Origin of the sequence: Chitinophaga qingshengii, assembly GCF_014529935.1 — a bacterium.
GTDB classification, from domain to species: domain Bacteria; phylum Bacteroidota; class Bacteroidia; order Chitinophagales; family Chitinophagaceae; genus Chitinophaga; species Chitinophaga qingshengii.
On the sequence record NZ_JACVFC010000002.1, the window covers coordinates 511,626 to 533,185 of the forward strand.

A 21,560-nucleotide genomic window follows, 5' to 3' on the forward strand; every position below is an offset into this window, starting at 1 on the left:
TATGCTTTTTAAACAAAAGGTCAAACGGGGTAGGCAGGCCGGAGGCATGCCCCCCACAATTCTGCTGTTTATGAAACTGACGCTCGTCTTGATGATTGCAGCTACCCTACAGGCTTCCGCCGGCGCTTTTGGCCAGCAGGTAACACTTCACCGTAAAGACGCCTCGTTGCTGGAAGTGCTAAAATCTATCCGCAAACAAACCGGATGCAGCTTTATTGGCGACCGCCAGATGCTGCAACGGACACAGGGTATCGACATTACTGTTACCAATGCTTCCATGGAAGAAGCCCTGAAAGCCTGTATGAAAGATCTGCCCCTTACCTGGTCGGTAGTTGGCTCCACTGTTATTATCCGGGAAAAGGAAACACCAACGGCTATACGTAACGCAATTGCAGCCGATTCCTCCATCGTTATCCGCGGTAAGGTAACGGACAGCACCGGCCAGTCGCTCCCCGGCGTATCGGTCACCCTGCGGTCAGACCCTAAAAAAGGCGTTCAGACCGATGCCTCCGGTAACTTCACCATGAAGATGCCCGCTAAAGACGTGCTCATCTTTACCTACATCGGCTTCGACCGCAAGGAAATACCGGTCACCCATAGCGGCACGGTCAATGCAATACTGCAATCCGTGGACAGTAAACTGAATGAAGTAGCGGTAGTAGCCTACGGTACGCAGAAAAAAAGCAGCATGGTGGGTGCGGTAACCACCATCAACCCCAAAGAACTGAAAGGACCGACCAGTAACCTCACCACCATGATGGCCGGCCGGATCGCCGGCGTGATTTCTTTCCAGCGCAGTGGTGAACCCGGCCGCGACAACGCGGAATTCTTCATTCGTGGTATCACCTCTTTCGGCAGTGGTAAAGTAGATCCGCTGATCCTGATAGATGGTATGGAAAGCGGGTCTAATGACCTGGCACGCATCCAGCCGGACGATATCGCCGGTTTCTCTATCCTGAAAGATGCCACTGCTTCCTCCTTATACGGCGCCAGAGGCGCTAACGGCGTTATCCTGGTGACGACCAAGTCGGGGCAGCTAGGTAAAACCCGCTTCAATGTACGTGTTGAAAATTCCATGTCTTCCAATACGCGCAACTTTAAACTGGCGGATAACATTACCTATATGAACCTGGCCAACGAAGCGGTGATTACCCGGGAACCACTCACCAACAGGCCTTATACACAAAGCCAGATAGCTCATACGGCCGCCGGTGATGATCCATACCTGTACCCCAGCAACAACTGGATAAAGGAACTGATAAAAGATTATACCAACAACCAGCGTTATAACCTCAACCTCAGTGGCGGCGTGGACCGCGCACAATATTATATCGCCGCTACCTACAACATTGATAATGGCGTACTGCGTACGATTAACGACAACAACTTCAACAGTAACGTTAAAAGCCGTAACTATGAAGTAAGGTCCAACGTCAATATAAAACTCACACCTACTACGGAAGCGATAGTACGTACCTCCGGCAGGTTCTCCGATTACAACGGCCCTATCGGCGGCGGTGGCAATATTTTCCGTCAGGCCATGATGGCGACCCCGGTACGTTTCCCGGCCTACTTCCCCGCCAGTTTCGCGCCCGATGAAAAACATCCGCTCTTCGGTAATATGAAAGCGCAAAACGGCGGCTTTTATACCAACCCCTTCGCCAACGCAGTATCCGGCTTCCAGCAGGAAAGCTCCTCTACGCTCATTGCACAACTGGAACTGAAACAAGACCTCAACTTCTTCACCAAAGGTCTGTCGGCCAGAATGATGGCTTACACCAGGAGGTATTCGTTCTTCAACATGAGCAGACAGTTCAATCCTTTCTATTATAGTGTGAGCCTGGACCCGGAAGAAGGTTTCCGCGGCCTCACCCTGCTCAACGAAACCCAGGGAACGGAATACCTGAGCTACAGCCAGGGTGACAAACAAGTGACCACCTACACCTACCTCGAAGCGGCGCTGAACTATAACAAAACAATCCGTGACCGTCACGCTATCGGCGCGATGCTCATCACTATCCTCAACAATCAGCTGTCGGCCAACGCCGGCTCGCTCATTGCTTCGCTGCCGCGCCGCAACCAGGGCGTCTCCGGAAGGTTCACCTATGCCTACGACGACCGTTTAATGATGGAATTCAACTTCGGTTACAATGGCTCCGAAAGATTTGACAGGCATCACCGCTGGGGTTTCTTCCCTTCTATCGGTGGTGGCTGGACAGTGAGCAATGAATCTTTCTTTGAACCGCTGTTGCCGGTAATCTCCCGGTTGAAATTCAGAGCCACTTATGGTTTGGTGGGTAACGACCAGATAGGTGATACCAATGACCGTTTCTTTTACCTGTCCAACGTTAACCTCAATGGCGGTAATGGCTATACCTTCGGCGAAAACTTCACCGAAAGCAGAGCCGGTGTAAGGATCAACCGTTACGAGAATAAAGACATTACCTGGGAAAAAGCCTACAAAACAAATCTCGGTTTCGAACTGGAATTGTTCAAAGACCTGCATGTGGAAGCCGATTTCTTCCACGAACGCCGCACCAACATCCTCATGTCGCGTTCCTATATTCCTACTACTATGGGACTGTACGGCACGCCACAAGCCAACGTAGGTATCGCAGAAGGCCGCGGGGTAGATATGTCGTTTGAATATAAACGCAACTTCGGCAAAAAAACCTGGGCGCAAATACGGGGCACTTTCACTTATGCCACCAGTAAGATCCTGGTCAACGAAGAACCCAACTATCCTGATCAGAACAGATACCTCTCCAGGGTAGGATATCCTGTCTCCCAGTGGTGGGGCCTGGTAGCGGAGCGGTATTTCGTGGATGAGCACGAAGTACTCAATTCTCCCCGCCAAAACTATGGCGCGGCGATGGCCGGTGATATCAAATACAAAGACATCAACGGCGATGGCCAGATCACCGACCTGGACAAAGTGCCCATCGGTTATCCCACCACCCCGGAAATCAACTACGGCTTCGGTTTCACCTTCGGGTACGGCGCTTTCGATATCAGCGCGTTCTTCCAGGGGTCCGGCCGGTCATCCCTCTTCATTAACCCCAGCGATATCTCGCCTTTCGTCACCGGATACAACGGCGGCACAGTAGACCAGCACGGCCTGTTACAAGTGATTGCCAATAGCCACTGGTCAGAAAACAACCGCGATCTGTACGCCTTCTGGCCACGGCTCAGTTATAGCTACCAGGGCAATAACCTGCAAACCTCCACCTGGTGGATGCGTAACGGCTCCTTCCTCCGCCTCAAAACCGTGGAACTGGGATACACCCTGCCTGCCAGAGGTTTAAAACGTTATCGCCTCAGCAACCTGCGCATCTATGCCAACGGTTTCAACCTGCTCAGCTTCAGCAATTTCAAATTATGGGATGTGGAAATGGGAGGTAACGGTCTCGGCTACCCGGTGCAACGGGTATTCAACGCAGGCATCATTCTCGGTTTTTAATGCTTAATACTTGTTACATGAAAAAAAGTCTTCTACACAGCATATACGGAATAGCCCTCTCCGCAGGACTGTTTACCACCGCCTGCAAAAAGCCATTCCTCGATATTGTTCCCGACAACGTGGTGACACTGAAGAACGCATTCGCCAATAGAACAGAAGCAGAAAAATATCTGTACACCTGTTACGGCTATCTGCCGGACGTAGGACCCGTTTCCAACATCCTGTTTTTTGGTGCAGACGATATGTGGACGTATTACGAGAACAACTATTTTTATCAATCCCCCTGGAAAATAGCCCGGGGAGACCAAAATGTAGTAGGCCCCTGGGTAAATTTCTGGGATGGTGAAAACCACGCCAAACCTTACTTTAAAGCTATTCGCGACTGCAACATCTTCCTGGAAAACATGATGGAGGACGGCGCCTATAAACATATTGCCTACCTCGGCCCCGATATGCAAAAACGATGGATAGCGGAAGTAAAATTCCTCAAAGCCTATTATCATTTCTACCTGTTACGCATGTACGGACCTATCCCTATCACGGATAAAAGTCTGCCTGTTTCTGCTACACCTGAACAGGTAAAAGTTAAACGTGATCCTGTAGATAAAGTAGTGGATTATATTGTTGGATTGTTGGATGAAGCAGCGGCGGTGCTGCCGGAGGAAATCACCAACCGGGGAACGGAGTTGGGACGTGTTACCAAACCGGCGGCACTCATGCTGAAAGCCAAACTGCTAACGATGGCGGCCAGCCCGTTGTTCAACGGTAACCCCGACTATGCCGGCTTTAAAGATAAAGACGGCCAGCTGCTCTTTAATCCTACCTACGACGCCGGCAAATGGGAAAAAGCCGTGGCTGCCTGTGAAGCTGCTATTAAAAGCTGCGAAGGCGTTGGCATCCGCCTGTATCAATTCACTGATCCTTTCGTGAAAGTATCCCCCGCTACCGCCATACAAATGAGTATACGCGGCAGCGTAACAGAAAAATGGAATACGGAAACCATCTGGGCATTGTCCGGCAACCTGGACGGCGCCCTGCAGCGGTATTCCATGGTAGACAGGATAGACCCCGCTTTCCCTAATTCCACCTACCTCAACTCCTACATGGCGCCCACCATGAAAATGGCAGAGACATTCTACAGCAAAAACGGGGTACCCATCAATGAAGATAAAACCTGGGACTATGGCCGGCGCTACGAAACACGGGTAGGCACCTACGCAGACAGGCTCAATGTACAGGAAGGCTACACCACCGCCAACCTCAACTTCGACCGCGAAAACCGCTTCTATGCCAGTCTCGCATTTGACGGATGCCGCTGGTTCATGCAGAGCAACGCCTCCGATGAAAACGCCTGGAATGTAAAAGCTAAATTCGGGCAACCACAAGGGAAAGTATCCGACCAGTTTTATTCTCAAACCGGCTACTGGCCGAAGAAACTGGTGAACTGGAAATTTGTACAGACGAACAACGGCTATACGTCGGAAACCTATCCCTGGCCCGAAATGCGCCTGGCCGATCTGTACCTGCTGTATGCGGAAGGATTGAACGAAACCGGCAAAGGCACAGATGCTATCACCTGGCTCGATAAAATCCGCAAACGCGCCGGTCTCGATGGCGTCGTCAACTCCTGGAGCAATTTCTCTACCAGTCCCGGTAAATTCAGCACCAAAGAAGGCCTCCGCGATATCATCCACCAGGAAAGAATGATAGAACTGTGCTTTGAAGGCTCCCGTAACTGGGACCTGAGAAGATGGAAAGAAGCAGTGGTATATCAAAACAAACCGGTATTGGGATGGGACGTGAACCAACGCCTGGCGGCAGACTATTATCGCCCGCGCACCTTGTTCCAGCAAACATTTATAGCACCACGGGACTATTTCTGGCCGCTGAAGGAATATGACCTGACCGTGAACACCAATCTGGTACAGAATCCCGGCTGGTAAACCTATTTCTATCATCCTGTCAACACACGTTATATATGAAACGATATATTTTTCTACTGCTCGCAGGTTGCTCACTGTTCGCCTGCAAGGAAGAAATAATGAAACCTAACGCTGACGATAACACGCCGCCGGAGAGCGTAACAAAAATCACGGAACAACCCATCCCCGGTGGCGCCAAACTCACATACGTACTGCCTTCCAGCACCAACCTGCTGTATGTGATGGCAGAAGTTACGAACCAACAAGGCGTCACCCGCCAGTTCAAAGCCTCCTACTATACCAATACCCTGGTCATAGAAGGACTCGGAGACACCGCTCCCCGTGAAGTGAAACTGTATTCCGTCAACAAAAGCGAAGTACGTTCTACGCCGGCCACTATTACCATACACCCGCAGGAACCACCTTTCGCCGATGTGTACAAATCTTTCTCACTCGGGGCTGATTTCGGTGGGGTAAACCTGAAATTTAAGAACCCTACCGGGCTGGAACTGGAAATAGGTTTCTGTGGACCTGATTCCTTACAAAAAGGATTAGCCTTACTGGATACCTATTACTCCGCCACTAAAGAAGGCAACCACACCTTCCGCGGCCTGCCCGCTAAGAAAGCGCGTTTCGGCGTATTTATCCGCGATAAATGGGGCAACACCTCCGATACACTTTTCCAGGAACTGACACCACTGTTTGAGAAAATGCTCGACAAAGCGAAGTTCAGGGAAATCAAATTCCCCGGCGATGGCCCGATATACACCGACCAATGGAATATTGCCCTGAGTTTTATCTGGGATGGCAAATACTCCTCCACTTTCGATAGCCCCTACGACGGTAACGGCAACAACTGGCTCAACATATCCACCAACGGACCTACAGACGGCACTCCTACTTCCATCAGTATCGACCTGGGACAAACAGCACATATCAGCCGATTCCGCCTCAATCACTACTACCGGTTTATCAATAAAGCCGTACGCAAGTATGAGTTGTGGGGCAGTAACAATCCTTCAGCCGATGGCAGCTGGGACAGCTGGACCAAAATACTCTACTATGAACAGGTAAAACCTTCCGGCTTGCAAGGCGAACAATACAACGATGCAGATGCCGAAGTATGGCTGCGCGGCGATCAGGCCAACTTCCCCGACGGTTTGCCTTCTTTCCGCTACATCCGCGTGAAATGCCTGGAAAACTGGATGGGTAACGGTAATCTCAGTTTCTCTGAAATCACTTTCTGGGGAGATACCCAATAACGATCAAAAAAATCCTACATGAAAAATATACTTCTCTTATTAGGCTTTACAACAATACTGTTCAGCTGCACCAAGATGGACGCCTATCTTGATCTCGTTGGACGGCAGGAAATAGCTTACACCGGCCGGGTAGACTCGTTAAAAGTTTTACCCGGCGATGGCCGGTTACAACTCAACTGGCTGCTGATCTCCGATCCAAAGATTTCCGGTGTTACCATCTACTACAACACCAAAAGAGATTCTGTAGTGATACCGGTAAAACGCAGTGAAGGAGTAGATTCTATGCACTACCTCTTCGATAAAATGCCGGAAGGCACCTACAGTTTTGAAGTGTACACCTGGAACAGCACTGGCTCCCGTTCCGTACCGGCCTATATCAGTGGCCGTTCTTACGGTAACATCTACAAAAACAGCCTGCTCAACCGCGCACTCACCAATGTAGTGATCAGCGACGGCAATGCCGTGCTCACCTGGGGCCTCGTAGAAGAAACCGTTACCGGCATGGAAATCACTTATACCAATACCGGTGGAAAAACAGTAGTGATAAAGGAACCGCGTACCACCAACAGCACCACGCTGCCTGACTACAAACCCGGCAGCAGTTTCTCTTACCGCACCCTGTTCAGGCCCGATACACTGTGTATCGACACTTTTTATACCACTGCCATTACACGTACTCCTCAATAATTAACCACTTTTAAAAACGCACGTCATGCTTAAACTATCATTTTTACTGACGAGCCTGGCCTTTATGGTCTCTACAGCCTCTGTCACCACCTCCTGTCAGAAAGCAATGCTGACAGGTACGCCGGAAGAAGAAAAAAATGCCACGACGCTTAACTCTCCGACCGCCGTCAAACCACTGCCCTCCTGGTATATCTCCGATCTGGCGCTGATTTATCAGGGTGGTGTACATAGGCTACCATGGACTAAAGACCAGCTCAAACCTTATATATACCGCACTACCAGCACGGGTATCGACTGGCTGTTTGACGGATTCCTGTTCATCGAATTCACAGATGGCCAGGGACATGAATATGCAGAAGGCTATGATCCATTGCCTGCCGGCAAAGCAGAATGGCAATGGTTGCTGGACCGTAATTTTGAAAGCGGTAAAGCCCTGCATGCACTTGATGATGTGCTGGATAGCCTGGCGCAACTAAACATCAAGCCTGTACGAAAAAGAAAAGTAGTGCTCACGTTACCGGAGCCTATTCAGAAGCTGAGCAACTGGGGCGAGCTGAATGGTAAAATCCTCAACTTCGCAGACAGCGCCGACAGGGTGGCTGCCTGCAAATGGTATGTAGACACCGCCCTCGCTATGTGGCAGGCGGCTAATTTCAAACATATCGAATTACAGGGTTTTTATTGGGTAGCAGAACAAAACACCGGCGCCGCACAAATACTGCCGGTAATTGCCAACAATCTGCACGCCAAACAACAGCGTTTTTACTGGATACCCTACTATGGCGCAGCAGGCGCGGGCAACTGGAAAGCGATGGGTTTCGATATCGCTTATCAGCAGCCTAACTATTTCTTTGATCTGGCTTCGCCTTATTCCATCCTCACCGGGGCTATCAACTTTGCCAAATCCAATAAAATGGCGCTGGAAATGGAATTCGACGGCCGCCTGCTGACGGAGGCAGGTTATCGCCAGAAATACACCGACTATATTAATGAATTTGATAAAAGCGGCGCCTGGAAAAACTTACCGGTGGCCTACTATGAAGGAGGCGGCGGCTGGCTGCAGATGTCGCAAAGCACCGATACTACGATCGTCAGCCTGGTTAAACGGCTCTCCGATATTATCGTCACCCGGCAAAAAGCGGCAGACACGCACTAACGAACCATTCTTTTCCCTCAGTCATACATGTCACAGTTTAAGCACCCGGTCATCTTGTATGAACCGGGTGTTTTTGATGGCGCCGGGTCCATAAAAACGGTATTGCAGTCCTACAATTTCTTCCGCAGCATTGGGGCAATCCAGTTCGTAAGCCACTTTGCCATTGACCAGGAAACGCAGTTGATTCCCCTTACCTTCTATCCGCAGCGGTACCCAGCTGTCCAGCTCACAACCGAAACCGGAGAGGTCCGCATCACGGCTGGATACACCATGTCCCCTGCCATACAGCTCCAGGTCGCCCACACATCCTTTAGGGCACAGCGACACAATGATCACATCATCTTTACATAACAGTAACACCTGTACGTTTTGACACGCCACGGATTTATCATGCTTCGGATTTTTCACCATCGTTTCAAAAATGAAATGATCGTTTTGGAGGCCGCCCATATCCTGTACGTTCACAAAACGTACCATAGCTGGTTTGGGCCGATCGTAAAGGGAATATTTTTGTAACAGCGGGACGTCTACCGACAGTATACTATCCTGTGTAAACGCTTCTTTTTTGAAATATACCGGTACCGGCGCCTCTTCTTCACACAGGGCTACCCAGCCTCCGGAGCGGATCAACAGATCATGTGTTTTTACGATCTGTTCTCCTATCATCAGTTTAGCCTTGAAATAACCCGGCACATAATAAATTGCCGAATACTGATGTTTGTCTTTGGGCACCGCTACTTTGCGGCTTACATCCCAGGTTTGCGCGATAAACACCGTATCGTTGCCAGCCGCAGTAGCATCGTAGTGAAAGATCACTGAGTTGGGCACTCCTTCACGGATCATTTTATTACTGCTGAACTGATAAGCTGCCGGATCTGCTTTTTTCGCCGGCTGACGGCCCCACAGAAATATGCCCGCCGCCAGGGGCAATAACAGGAATGCCCACCACATGTACCCCTTGCGTTTTTTTTCTTCTTTCGGGAGATGACCAACGTTTGCTGCATTTTCCTCCGGGAGATGATTAACGTTTGAGATACCTTTTTCCCGGAGATGCCCAACACCGGGCATACCTTTTTCCGGGAGATGACCCACCATCGGGTCTGCATTTTCCTTCCGCTCCGTCTGCAAGCGGAACGCCCGCCAGTCGTCGTACCCTGCGAAACGGGCGATGGTGTTCAGCGTGGTCATGGCAGGCGTATGCTGATACGACAGCTTACCCCATAACCTTTTCAGGGTGGTTACACTCAATGATATACCGGTGACCTCCTGTATGTCTACACTGAGTTTTTCGAAGTCGTAGGTGTTCCATTCCGAAGAAGGTCCCCGGTTCAACTTCGTTTCCACTACGTTCAGGCATAAACGTATATAGTAGTTATCGATATTATTTTCCATTCAAAAACAACGGCTTATAAACTTGCACACACTTGCACCAACTTGTTAATGGTTTGTTTAGCCCTGAAGGTACTCATTATTCACTTTTGCGGCATGTGAATTTCAAATCCAAAAATCAACAGATCATGACAAGAAAAATCGCCGGAATGGTACTCCTGTTTTTCAGCATGCAAGTCAAGGCACAATCATCGGGGCAGATACCTTTAAAAGCAGCTCATTGGGAATTTGCGCCGGATAAGGTCCGGTTCATCACCCACCGTGATGTACCGGCTATGGCGTTAACGTCCGTCAACAGCCAGGCTATCCTGAAAAACCTGGATTTCCGGGATGGCACTATCGAATACGACATAGAGCCGGTAGGTGATGATTTTACCGCTATTTATTTCAGAAGAGCCGATAACAAAGAAAAAGAGTGCTTCTATTTCCGTACGCCAAGAGCCGGCAAACCACATGCGCCGCAGGGCGTACAATACGCGCCGTTCCTGGATGAAGTCAACCTTTGGGATTTGTACTACCAGTTCCAGGGGCCTGCCGATTTCGACAGGAACCGGTGGAATCATGTGAAGCTGATTATCTCCGGCAGACAGATGCGGGTATTTGTCAATCATCAGCCGGTACTGGAAATCCCCTACCTGGAAGGCAATACCGATCACGGTGGCATCGCCTTCGATGGACAGGCCTACATTGCCAATCTTGTCATCAAACCGGGTGTAACAGCAGGGCTCTCCCCTGTTCCCGGCCTCGATCCTACGTTTAGTGATGCCCGTTACCTGCGTAAGTGGCTGGTTAGTCAGCCGGATAGTATGCCACATGAGCCGGATATACTGCGCGATTTTCCTTCACCCAAAGCTACCTGGAGCCCCCTCATCGCCGAAAGACGCGGACTCGTGAACCTCACCCGGCAATTCGGCAAAAGTGTTACGCCTCGCCTCGTCTGGCTCAAAACCACCATCCAGGCGGATTCCGCCCAACTGAAAAAAATCAGTCTCGGGTTCAGCGATGATATATGGGTATACGTTAACGGGGCACCGGTATATGCCGATAAAAACAGGTTTGGCACGCCCATGGCCAAAGTACCGGCAGGCCGTTGTACGCTTGAAAACACTTCGTTTTACCTGCCGCTCAAAACCGGTAACAACGAGCTGGTTATCGGGGTAGCCAACAACTTCTTCGGCTGGGGCCTCATCGCCCGTATGGACGATATAGAGGGCATCCTGCTGGAATACTGATATTTACGGATTTTTTGATTTACGGATTTAGGAATTTATTTAGGAATTTTGACATTTTGGAAACCCATAAATAATAAAATATCCAACTAAATTCCTAAATCCGTAAATCAAAAAATCTCTACATAACGGTAGCCGCTTTCTTAACAGGCGCCGGCTTTGTTTTTTTCTTCTTCCGTCCCCACCAGATCAGGAAGCCTGTCACCGGCAGCGTAGCGCCGATAAGACTGGCAAAAAAAGCCAGGAACTTACCAGGCAGCCCCATAATACTACCCACGTGAATATCATAGTTCATGCGCCGCAGTTTGGTACCGAAACCGGCTTCTTCATACGGCTGCGCATACACGCTGCTGTCTTTTATTCGTGCAAGTGTATGCCGGTCAAACGCATACCGCACATTGTTATAATACTGTCCTTTGCTGGGATACACGATCAGAGAGATCGTGGATGCCGCTTTCGCCGTATCCGGGAAACCCATATAAAACCCATTCGCCTTCGGGTATTTGGCAGCCACCTGTGCCCAGGCGCCATCCATGGCCTGTCCTAAGGTCATATGATTGTTCGCCGCCCGGGTACTGTCTGATTTTAACTCCGTATACTCCGGCAATGGCTTCCCGCCGGCAGTTACCCAGTACAGTCCTTTACTGAACCATTCAATTCCCCAGACCATACCGGTAACGCCTATGGCAAACAATAACAACAAAGCGTAAAAGCCGAGTACATTGTGCAGGTCATAATTGACGCGTTTAAAACTGGCCCCCCACTTTATGTTGAAACTTTGTTCCCGGGTGCTTTTAGTCCACTTCTTCGGCCACCAAAGTACCAGGCCCGTCACCAGCGTGATCACAAATATCAGGGTGCTGTAATTGATAATAGGCCGGCCAATTTTATAAGGCAACCAGAGGAAACGATGCCCGTTTAATATCCACCGGAAAAAATCTACTTCGCCATCTTTACGGGTCACCTTACTGATCACTTCTCCCGTATAAGGATTCAGCTTGAGTGTAGAACCGCTGCGGCGTCCGCCCACATTCACTTCTACCGTCCTGCCATCTCTGTAGATAGCGTAACCCGCCTGTTTGTCCGGATACTCCCGCGCTGCTATTTCCAGGATACGGGATGGCGGTATCACCGGTTTATCCTGCCGGGCCACTTTTGTCTCCGGTTGCATCCACCCGGTGATTTCTTCGTTAAAAACCCAGATACATCCGGTCACACAAACGATGACCATAATGATACCGGTAATGAGTCCCAGCCACAGGTGCAGCCAGGCGGAGATGCGGTAAAACAAAGACTTGTTCTGTTTCTTTTTCATGGCTACCGATTAATAGATCATTTTAGTGATAGCGGTGATCGTACCACCTTCTACTTTCATTCCCCGGGACACTGTAGCCGCTGCAATATCTATTTTATAGATCCAGTTGCCGGATGGGGTGTTCAGTCCGATAAAAGCAGTTTTACCGTCATCAGACAGGGTGTTGTTATTATATGGCGCGGAAATACTGTTAATACTTTGCGGAGCGCCTTTCACCCATTCAAAAGTTTTGTTCACCAGATCTACCATAGCGAGTTTCAGGTCTCCTTTGAATGCGCCCGGTTTATCGTACATCATCAGCAACATTTTATTACCGGCCAGGTACAGCTGGGAAGCAATACGATAACCACCGGACTGCTCCTGTACATTGAAGAAGTAAGACTGGTCAAACTCAGTAGTACCTTGTAACACCCGCACAATAGCAGAGGGTTTGGTGGAGATATACTTAGAGCTGTTGGTAGCCGCTGCAGAGGAATAACCATATACGTCGCCATTTTCCGTCACGGCCAGGCCATTGGTAAAGTAGTTGCCAATAAAGCTGGTACGATTATCACGGATTACTTTTTCCAGGTGGAGATCAGGATAAGAGAAAACGGCAATCCAGCTGCTATCCGGGTAAGCGGTACCAAACGCGTCGCCACAACAACCTTTGATGCTCATGTAAGGGGCAAACACTTTATTGCCCACCTGTGTGGCCCAGGTAAAGTGAGCACGTTCCCCATTGGCGGCCAGTTGTACGATGTTCACCTGTTTTTCGCCGTTCACACGGGACTTCAGGGCATCAATGCGATAAAAGGACGCGTTTTCATTACCGGAACGGGGCACCTTCATCAGTAACAATTCATCCTGTACTTTAGCCAGCACCTGTACTGTCTCTGCCTGGAAAAACCGGGTCAGCACCAGTTTACCGGCCTGCGTAAGTCGGTAGGTAGTCACGTCACCAGGATTGCCCTGCCCATAAAGCAGGCTGAAAAATCTCCCCTTATGGGTGAGATAATACCGGTAAGAACCATCCTGCTCTTTTCCGTTACCGCTGGTGGAAACAGATCCGCTGTTCACATCATCGGCAGTCAGCAGATAATCTGCGATACCGGTTGTTCCTACAGGCGTCGCCGTTATAATATATTTGGTTCTGCCCTGTGGTGTATATTCCTGGAAATCTTCTGTACCCAGTGTATTGTCCTTATCACAGGCGGACATAAAAAACACAATGCCTGCCGCCAGTAACCAATATTTGCTGATTTTCTTCATAACTGTTTATTTAAACCGCGATCCTTATTATTTATTGAAAAAGTATCTCACCTTGGCATAGAAAGCACGCCCGGGTTTCTGCAGGGTGAAGTTGTCATACAACCGGTTATCCACCAGGTTCTTACATTCAAGGGCTATATTATACCGGCCGTTGGCCAGGCTGTACACCATATTTACGTCCTGGCAGAACTGCTGCGGTATTTCCAGCTTTTCATCACCCTGGCTGGGCCAGGAGAGGTAATAAGCATGTACATAGAGGAAGTTGTAACCCAGCGTCAGCGTATTCCCTTTCTTCAGCACATTATGGAAAAACAGGGATGCATCGGCATTGCCAAAGAGGTAAGGCATGTTGGGAATACGGTCACGGTACAACGGACTTTGTTCTTTCTGCCCTTCTTCAAACCGCGTATTGTTACGCAGGTTCTGATAGGTCATATTCACACCGGCAGTAAACAGCTGTTTGTAGGAATACCTTACTTCTCCATCTACACCCAGGTTGGTTACATCCGCCAGGTTGCCATTGGTCTGCTTCGTCTGGTTGCGGTTCAGCGTGGGACGAATAAAGTCTTTCGCATCGCGGTACAACAGGTTGGCATCAAAACTGAAACGGTGATCTGTACGGATATGAGTCTGATAGCTAATTCCCAGGTTGTAGTTATGACTGCTTTCCGGCTTCAGGTCGGTGTTCCCCTCCAGGTTGATCAGGTCGCCGAACAGCTCTTCTGTTTCGGGAAGACGGTAGCTTTTTTCATAAGAACCTTTTACCTGTAAAGTGGGTTTGATAAAATAAGTGGAAGCGATACCATATCCCACTTTGTTGAAGCTGGTCTCCAGGTATTTATAGGCCACGTCGCCCCAGTTTCCGGAGGGATTGTAGCTTTCGGAATATTTATTACGCTGGGCGTAATTTTTCACAAAAACAGATGTATTCCATTTTTCACTGTAATCGAACTTGTAACCCAGTCCTATAATGTTTTTCTGTACTTTTTTAGGCTGATCATATTTAGCATCATGGGGGAATAATTCATCCTTACCCGAACGGCTAAACGTATTGAATACATTGTTCAGGATAAAGGAATGGCGGCTATTTAACTGGTAGGACAGGTTGGCCGTAGCCAGCCCATTGTTGTTACGGAATTTATACATAGACCTTTCCCGTTCGCTGCCTTTACCGGCATATTGTTTATACTGCTGAAACCAGTTATAACGGCGGTACATGGTATCTATGTTTTGTTCGTACCCCAGGTTGTAGTTACCGGTGAGACTGAAGTTCAGTCCTTTCACAAACAGATCTTTTACCTGGTATTTAAGGCTTGGCATTACAATATTTCCCCTGCGGTGCCAGTCACCGAACACACTCACCATACGGGCGCCGGTTTGTATTTCGGAATAATTTTTCCCCAGGGTGATCCCTACCAGGAGTTTGTCCGCATATTTTTTTCCCACTACGCCTACGTTGGCGATTACCGTTTCATTATGATAAGTATCATGGAAACGTTTGATGTTTTGTTTCGGGAAATAATCGCCGGTATTGATATCGGCTACGTTTACCCATACTTTATAGTTATTGTCGGAATAATTCTGAAATGCGCTCAGCTGCACGGTGAAACCGGTTTTGGAAGTATAACCGGCATTCAACGTAGAGCGGTGTGTATTAAAAGAACCAAATGAGTAAGAGGCATCTACATAAGTACTGCGGTTGGTGTTGGTTACAATGTTAATAGCGCCACCCAATGCATCGGCGCCTAACCAGATCGGCACTACGCCTTTATATACTTCCACTCTCTCCGCCAGGTTAATAGGAATATTATTCAGCTGGAAAGAAGAACCGAAGTTATCCATGGGAACACCATCCAGGAAAAACTTCACTTGTCTGCCGGTAAACCCGTTGAGGGAGAAGTTCATCCGCGAGCCCAGGCCGCCGGCTTCCCGCACCCTTACGCCGGAAACCCGGTCCAGTGCGTGAGACAGGTCCAGTGTAGTATTATATAACTTTTTGGCATCGATGGCTGTCACGTTAAACGCCTGGCGGTTGACCTCCTGGTTCACAGTACGTCCAATGACTGATACCGCATTGATTTCGCTGATGGCAGCTTCCATTTTAATATTTAACTGTAGCTGTTCCCCCGCTTTCAGGTTCACCTCCTTTTGCTGGTTTTTAAAGCCTACGGCAGATATCAGCAGGATATGTTTACCCGCACGTATGTTTTTAACATGATAACGGCCTTCTTCATTGGAAACAGCGTAGGCCGTACCATGCTGTATTTTAATGGATACGCCGGGAACCGGGTCACCGGCGCCGTCTTTCAGCTGACCGCTGATACTGCATTGTGCATACAGGAATAGGGATAGCATGCTCAAAATACCTGTCAGTAGAATCTTTTTAATGTGCATTGTTTATATATTGATAGTTCGTTTTCGTTAGGTATAGGCAATACGATACCGGGCAGGAATCCCCACCTTCTTTTTTCGACGATAACCTATTTGTCTGGTCAGTATCCGGTGCTACAAATCCGGAAAAGAATATACAATGTGTTATAGGTAATTAACCGGATGCAAAAGTATCTCACGAAAAACAAAATCATTTTCATAATCAGGAAAAAATAGCGGTCTGTTTACGCAACCCGGAAAAAAAATTCCGTATCTGAACATTTTATCCCTTATTGTTCAACACCGCGGCAGGAGTGACATTTGTGACATCATTATAAAAACGATATACTATGACCACAAATGCAAAGCATAAAGTTACCGTGATAGGATTGGGAGATATGGGCGCCGCACTGGCCCATGCTTACCTTCAGCAAGGATATACCACTACAGTATGGAACCGTAGCGCGGCCAAGTCGGCGCCGTTACAAGCTGCAGGCGCAGCAGTAGCGGACAGTGTAACCACCGCCATTGCTGCCGGTGATATAATTATCCTCTGCGTAACCGATTATACCATTAGCCGCAGCCTCCTGCAAACGCCGGAGGTAACAGCCCTTCTGAAAACAAAAATTTTGATACAGCTGAGCTCCGGTACCCCCGGTGAAGCACGGGAGCTGGACAGCTGGGCTACCGAAAACGGGATCACCTTCCTCGATGGCGCCATCATGGCTATCCCTGACCAGGTAGGCCGCCCGGATACCGTAATATTTGTATCAGGCAACAAAGACGCCTATACGCAAAGTGAAGCCACACTGAAAGCGGTTGCCGGCGCACTGCAGTATATGGGAGAAGATCCCGGCGCAGCCTCTACCTGGGATATGGGTTTCCTGATCGTCCTGTTTGCCGCCATGAGCGGCGCTTTCCACGCCATCAAACTGTTTAAATCTGAAGGTCTGCCCGCTGCTGCTTTGGGTAATATGATACAACAGCTGGCGCCGGCACTGGGCGAAATGCTTAAACACCAGGCCGATATTATTGAAGGCGGTAACTATCACCTTCGTCATAGTTCACTGGACCTGTGCACTGGCTCCATGGACATGTTCATCAAACAGGCGAAGGAATCCAATATCTCCGCTGAAGTGCCGTCCTTTATTAAAGGCATCTTCAAACGCGCGCAGGATGCAGGCTTTGGTACCGAGCACGTAGCTGCTGCATACAAAACCTATTAATCTGTAATCAAATCTTCCACACGCTTTTCTAACCGGCGAAATATTGTTAGTATTGTAACCATGGAAAACAATACCAGTCGCTTTAGCAACCGTGTGGAAGATTATGTAAAATACAGGCCACACTACCCCGTAGAAATGATTACCTACCTGGAGCAGCAGTCAGTATTACAACCCGGTATGCTGCTGGCTGATATCGGTTCCGGAACCGGCATCTCTGCTGAATTGTTTCTGCGAAAAGGATACACTGTACTGGGTGTAGAGCCCAACCGGGAAATGAGAGAAAAAAGTGAAGACCTGTTACAATCGTATCCGCACTTCAACGCCATAGACGGCACTGCGGAACATACCACCATCGAAAAGCACTGCATCGATGTTATCATTGCCGGACAGGCATTTCACTGGTTCAACCAGGAAGCTGCCCGCACCGAGTTTGAACGGATACTGAAACCGGAGGGGTATGTAGTGCTCATATGGAACGAGAGAATGATGGAATCGCCTTTTGAAAAAGCTTATGAACAGCTGATCCTGCGGCATGGCAACCAGTACAAGGAACTCAACCACCGCAATATTGACATCGCCGTCATTGAAAAGTTCTTTCACCCCGCTGCCGTTAGGCTGACAGAATTTACCAACAAACAGGTATTTGATTACAACGGACTGGAAGGGCGCCTGCTCTCCTCTTCGTATATGCCTCCCCGGGATAGTGCGGGGTACCCTGCACTGGCAGCCGATCTGCAGCAGCTGTTTGACCAGTTCCAGCAGAACGGGTACATTACCATTCATTATACTACGCGAATGTATTGGGGGCAGTTTTCGCCGGGTAACGGCAACGCCTAATCTTTTTTTTGTTGATTTCTGACAGCATCTTCAATTGCGGCGGAGGTAAGCGTCACGCGTCAGAACGACGAGGGGGAGGGGGATTCCCCGCTATACCCAGGGTTAAAGCCCTGGGAACAAACGAGCTCTCGTCGTTCCCAGGGGATACCCCAAGCCAGGCATTCGTCAGCCTGGCTGTTCGGTACTAAAGCCATACTTACGGTAAATAGCCTTGGCGATATCGCTGGTCAGAAAATCCATGAAATCCGCTGCTGCCTGTTGGTGAGGTGCATTTTTCAGCTGTCCGGCCATATACGTGGCCGTTATATTGTGCTGATCGGGGATAGGTATTAATGCTACCGGATGCCCGATCATTTGCTGGTACCACGCTTCGGAATACCATACCGGTGCGGCATCACTCTGCCTGTACAAAATACGCATGGGCGATTGACGGTGATGGATCTGTGTGAGGTAAGTGGTGCTGTTCTTCACTTTGGTATCCATGATCTGCTGCTTCAGCTTTTCTCCACCAGCTTTTACATACGCCTCTTCAATCCTTTTGCCGATGCCTTCCCAGGCGGGATTGGGCATACTCACCCGTACACCGGGTTTTGCCAGGTCGGCCAGACTGTTCACTTTCGCGGGATTGCCTTTAGGCACCATCAGCGCCAGTTTATTATAGGCATACACTTCGGTACGACTAAAACGGTCCGCCATACCGTTGATGCGGGTTTTACCAGCGGTATACACATCCGGCTTCAGCGTGATACGCATGTTGCCCAGCGTCAGCGAACCGCCTTCTATCTGTTGCGCCAGGATGCCCGGCGGCAGCGTTTCGGCAAACACCCGCTGATAAGCCGGATATTGTTGTTTAAAAGCGGCCAGCAATTCATCGATACACATGAACTGGTTGCCGGCAAAAAATACCACCAGCTGCGGATCATTGATATCACCATAGAGGTCCGGGACATTATCCACACCAGGGACGGTGAACATCACCTTACTTTCCGGCGGTGTATTCCACGGCGGATCGAAGCGGTGGTCTTGCGCATGGGCGCTATGGACCAGTCCTGCGAGCAGCAGGACCGGAAAAAACAATCGTTTCATGAGTGTTATGGTTTTACGACAGACCAGCCTTCAGCCTGACGGATGATCAATTCTCCATTACCGCTGGGCACCAGGGCGATGAAGTCGTACAGTTGTTCTTTGGGTATTTTTCTTTCTTCCAGCGTGTTCTGGCACTGGGCTACGATCACGCCGCGGCCTACCAGCGCTTTCAGCGCCTCTTCATATTCACTGCCTTTAAGGAAGGCGTCCGTACCGGCAGAAAACGCGACCAGCTCTATCTCCAGTTTACCTTTCAGGCGCGGATCATTGAGGGCATTATTGATATTACGGATCGCCTTCTGGATCACCTTCGGGTCATTCTTGTCGAGCTGATAGATGGCATGATATTGTTTTTGTTTGGCTGTCGCGCCGGTGTATTCGCGGTTCTTGCGCAATTGTGCATCGGTCGTTTGTGCGTAACCGGTATACATTAACATCATCAGTGGAATTACCAGGAATCTCTTCATATATGGGTTTTTATTTTGTGATGGGTTGGGCATCCTTTATCGGTTGAAAAGGACCAAATTTATGCTGCTGCTCCGAAAAAGTGTCCGCATATGGTTTGAAAGGAAAATCTACCGGCTTCTTAGCCACTACTTTCCAGTCGCGGCCCTGATCCAGGTGTGGCCGTGGCCGGCTGTTTACAAACGCCGCCACATCCCAGGCTTCTGCTTCGGACAGGTGCGGTTGGTGGTAGTCTGTTCCCAGCGGCATATTGTTATATACGAAGCCGGCAAAATTACTTAAGCGGTAAAGCCCGGCGCCATCGTTATAACTATGCGGTCCCCACAAGGGCGGATAGCTGTATCCGGGTCCGACCGGGTTGGGCAGGCCTTCGCCGTTCTTACCATGACAACTACTGCATTTCTCATTGTACACCAGCTGGCCGGTGGCAGGGCTGGCGCCACGGTCCAGGTAGGGCAGCTTCATGATGCTGGTACCTTTAGGTTTGGCGCCCTGCGGCACGTCTTCGCCCAGCCACTTAATATAGGCGTAGATGGCCTGCATTTCGCGGCTGCCGGTGTCGGGCGCGTGACCGTTGAGACTTCTTTCAAAGCAATCCTTTACCCGGTCGTAGATGGTTTGCACACCGTTGTTCCTCGCGCGAAACAGAGGATACGTAGCATACACCTTGCCGAAGTTATTGCCATAAGGCACTGTACCCGCCTGCAGGTGACAGTTTTGGCAGTTCATGCCGTTGCTGATCTGCGCTACAGAGCCCTGCGGTCCCAGGTACTGCGCTGTGTTGGCGATCAGGTCGTGGCCGTATTGTATCAGGCGGCCACTTTCCGTAGAGGTGGGTATCTGGCTGCTGCTGCAGCCCCTCCAAACATTGTCCGGCTGGTGGGTTGTAAGCCAGGCGGCGTAGGCCTCGTCATCTCGTTGTCGCTGACGGTAGGCACTGATGCATTCCTTCGCCACCACGAGGCCGGTAGTGGCAAAGAGCAAAACGGGAATCCAGTCTTTTTTCATTGTACTATAGTTTCCAATCTCAATTCAATAGCTCAAAGGTAATAGCAGCCCCGTAGTAATTGTTATCACCATTAATTATCATCCATAACCGAAAGTTATAAAACCAATAACAAAAATCAAAACAGCAAGAAACGGGTTCCCCGGGGATATGCGACTTCCTACTTTTGCAGAAAGCAATAAAATATGAAAAATATCATTCACCGGTTGGAAGCACAGGACTGGGCAGCCATCACTGAAACGCTGCATGATAAAGGGTTCTGCGTAGTAGATCATATACTGACACCTGAGGAATGCCGGCAACTGATCACCAATTATAACACGGCTGATCTCTACCGTAAAACTATTTCCATGGAACGGTATCGTTTCGGTAGCGGAGAATATAAATATTTTAAATATCCGTTATCATCCCTGATTAACGGCCTGCGGCAAACGGTTTATACCCGTATTGCACCAGTGGCCAACAAATGGATGGAAGTATTACAGATACCCACAACATTTCCCGCTGCACATGAAACATTATTGCAGCAATGCAAAGCAGCAGGCCAGGACAAGCCTACTGTATTGATCCTGCAATACGGTGCTGGTGGCTTCAATACATTACACCAGGATCTTTATGGTGATATCTTTTTCCCGTTACAGATCGTGTTATTCCTCAACGAACCCGGCGAAGATTATACCGGCGGAGAGTTCGTGCTCACGGAACAAATACCCCGTGCCCAATCCAAAGCCAATGTGTTACAACCACGACAAGGCAGTATGCTTATCTTCACTACCAATTTCCGGCCTGTCAAAGGCAGTAAAGGTTATTACCGGGTGAACATGAAACACGGCGTCAGCCCGGTACATAACGGTAACAGGCATACGCTGGGTATTATTTTCCATGACGCATTAAGTTAA

16 protein-coding genes are annotated in these 21,560 nt (G+C 49.3%); 9 read left to right on the top strand and 7 right to left on the bottom strand.

Features of this window, described 5'->3' with window-relative positions:
• Nucleotides 1–70 precede the first annotated feature (70 nt).
• From ICL07_RS17295 to ICL07_RS17315, 5 genes are read left to right on the top strand one after another with little or no spacing between them, the layout of a single operon-like run.
• The gene (locus ICL07_RS17295; RefSeq protein ID WP_246485083.1) at nucleotides 71–3,460 is read left to right on the top strand and encodes a SusC/RagA family TonB-linked outer membrane protein; all 3,390 of its coding nucleotides are present in this window, start codon (nucleotides 71–73) and stop codon (nucleotides 3,458–3,460) included.
• 17 nt (nucleotides 3,461–3,477) lie between these two features.
• Nucleotides 3,478–5,403, top strand: coding sequence for a RagB/SusD family nutrient uptake outer membrane protein (locus ICL07_RS17300; RefSeq protein ID WP_188089280.1), 1,926 nt, complete (start codon nucleotides 3,478–3,480; stop codon nucleotides 5,401–5,403).
• Between the two features lie 35 nt (nucleotides 5,404–5,438).
• Nucleotides 5,439–6,644: a DUF5000 domain-containing lipoprotein gene (locus tag ICL07_RS17305; protein ID WP_188089281.1), complete on the top strand. Its 1,206-nt coding sequence runs from the start codon at nucleotides 5,439–5,441 to the stop codon at nucleotides 6,642–6,644.
• An 18-nt stretch (nucleotides 6,645–6,662) separates the two neighbouring features.
• Nucleotides 6,663–7,331 (top strand): DUF4998 domain-containing protein, encoded by a 669-nt coding sequence (locus ICL07_RS17310; protein ID WP_188089282.1) that lies wholly within the window; start codon nucleotides 6,663–6,665, stop codon nucleotides 7,329–7,331.
• Nucleotides 7,332–7,356: 25 nt separating this feature from the next.
• Nucleotides 7,357–8,487, top strand: a complete 1,131-nt coding sequence (locus ICL07_RS17315; protein WP_188089283.1) for a DUF4855 domain-containing protein — start codon at nucleotides 7,357–7,359, stop codon at nucleotides 8,485–8,487.
• Between the two features lie 30 nt (nucleotides 8,488–8,517).
• On the opposite strand, the gene ICL07_RS17320 is transcribed toward ICL07_RS17315, so the two are convergent.
• On the bottom strand, nucleotides 8,518–9,879 hold the full coding sequence (locus ICL07_RS17320; protein WP_188089284.1) for a hypothetical protein: 1,362 nt from the start codon (nucleotides 9,877–9,879) through the stop codon (nucleotides 8,518–8,520).
• 125 nt (nucleotides 9,880–10,004) lie between these two features.
• On the opposite strand from ICL07_RS17320, the gene ICL07_RS17325 reads away from it, so the two are divergent.
• A complete protein-coding gene (locus tag ICL07_RS17325; RefSeq protein WP_188089285.1) occupies nucleotides 10,005–11,108 on the top strand; it encodes a LamG domain-containing protein in 1,104 nt (367 codons plus the stop codon).
• Nucleotides 11,109–11,226: 118 nt separating this feature from the next.
• On the opposite strand, the gene ICL07_RS17330 is transcribed toward ICL07_RS17325, so the two are convergent.
• From ICL07_RS17330 to ICL07_RS17340, 3 genes are read right to left on the bottom strand one after another with little or no spacing between them, the layout of a single operon-like run.
• Nucleotides 11,227–12,420: a PepSY-associated TM helix domain-containing protein gene (locus ICL07_RS17330; protein WP_188089286.1), complete on the bottom strand. Its 1,194-nt coding sequence runs from the start codon at nucleotides 12,418–12,420 to the stop codon at nucleotides 11,227–11,229.
• A 9-nt stretch (nucleotides 12,421–12,429) separates the two neighbouring features.
• Nucleotides 12,430–13,671 carry a DUF4374 domain-containing protein gene (locus tag ICL07_RS17335; RefSeq protein WP_188089287.1) on the bottom strand — a complete coding sequence of 414 codons (1,242 nt, stop codon included), beginning with the start codon at nucleotides 13,669–13,671 and terminating at the stop codon, nucleotides 12,430–12,432.
• Nucleotides 13,672–13,698: 27 nt separating this feature from the next.
• Nucleotides 13,699–16,065: a TonB-dependent receptor gene (locus tag ICL07_RS17340; protein WP_188089288.1), complete on the bottom strand. Its 2,367-nt coding sequence runs from the start codon at nucleotides 16,063–16,065 to the stop codon at nucleotides 13,699–13,701.
• 326 nt (nucleotides 16,066–16,391) lie between these two features.
• Here ICL07_RS17340 and ICL07_RS17345 point away from each other — a divergent pair, with 326 nt between their 5' ends.
• Nucleotides 16,392–17,267 carry an NAD(P)-dependent oxidoreductase gene (locus tag ICL07_RS17345; RefSeq protein WP_188089289.1) on the top strand — a complete coding sequence of 292 codons (876 nt, stop codon included), beginning with the start codon at nucleotides 16,392–16,394 and terminating at the stop codon, nucleotides 17,265–17,267.
• Nucleotides 17,268–17,327: 60 nt separating this feature from the next.
• Nucleotides 17,328–18,104, top strand: a complete 777-nt coding sequence (locus tag ICL07_RS17350) for a class I SAM-dependent methyltransferase (RefSeq protein ID WP_188089290.1) — start codon at nucleotides 17,328–17,330, stop codon at nucleotides 18,102–18,104.
• Nucleotides 18,105–18,269: 165 nt separating this feature from the next.
• On the opposite strand, the gene ICL07_RS17355 is transcribed toward ICL07_RS17350, so the two are convergent.
• The 3 genes from ICL07_RS17355 to ICL07_RS17365 are packed head-to-tail and all read right to left on the bottom strand — an operon-like array spanning nucleotide 18,270 to nucleotide 20,663.
• The gene (locus tag ICL07_RS17355; protein WP_188089291.1) at nucleotides 18,270–19,190 is read right to left on the bottom strand and encodes a molybdate ABC transporter substrate-binding protein; all 921 of its coding nucleotides are present in this window, start codon (nucleotides 19,188–19,190) and stop codon (nucleotides 18,270–18,272) included.
• 5 nt (nucleotides 19,191–19,195) lie between these two features.
• Entirely contained in the window at nucleotides 19,196–19,657 is a 462-nt protein-coding gene (locus ICL07_RS17360; protein WP_188089292.1) for a DsrE family protein, read from the bottom strand.
• Between the two features lie 10 nt (nucleotides 19,658–19,667).
• Entirely contained in the window at nucleotides 19,668–20,663 is a 996-nt protein-coding gene (locus tag ICL07_RS17365; RefSeq protein ID WP_188089293.1) for a c-type cytochrome, read from the bottom strand.
• 183 nt (nucleotides 20,664–20,846) lie between these two features.
• Between ICL07_RS17365 and ICL07_RS17370 the strand changes: the two genes are divergently transcribed.
• Nucleotides 20,847–21,560 (top strand): 2OG-Fe(II) oxygenase, encoded by a 714-nt coding sequence (locus tag ICL07_RS17370; protein ID WP_188089294.1) that lies wholly within the window; start codon nucleotides 20,847–20,849, stop codon nucleotides 21,558–21,560.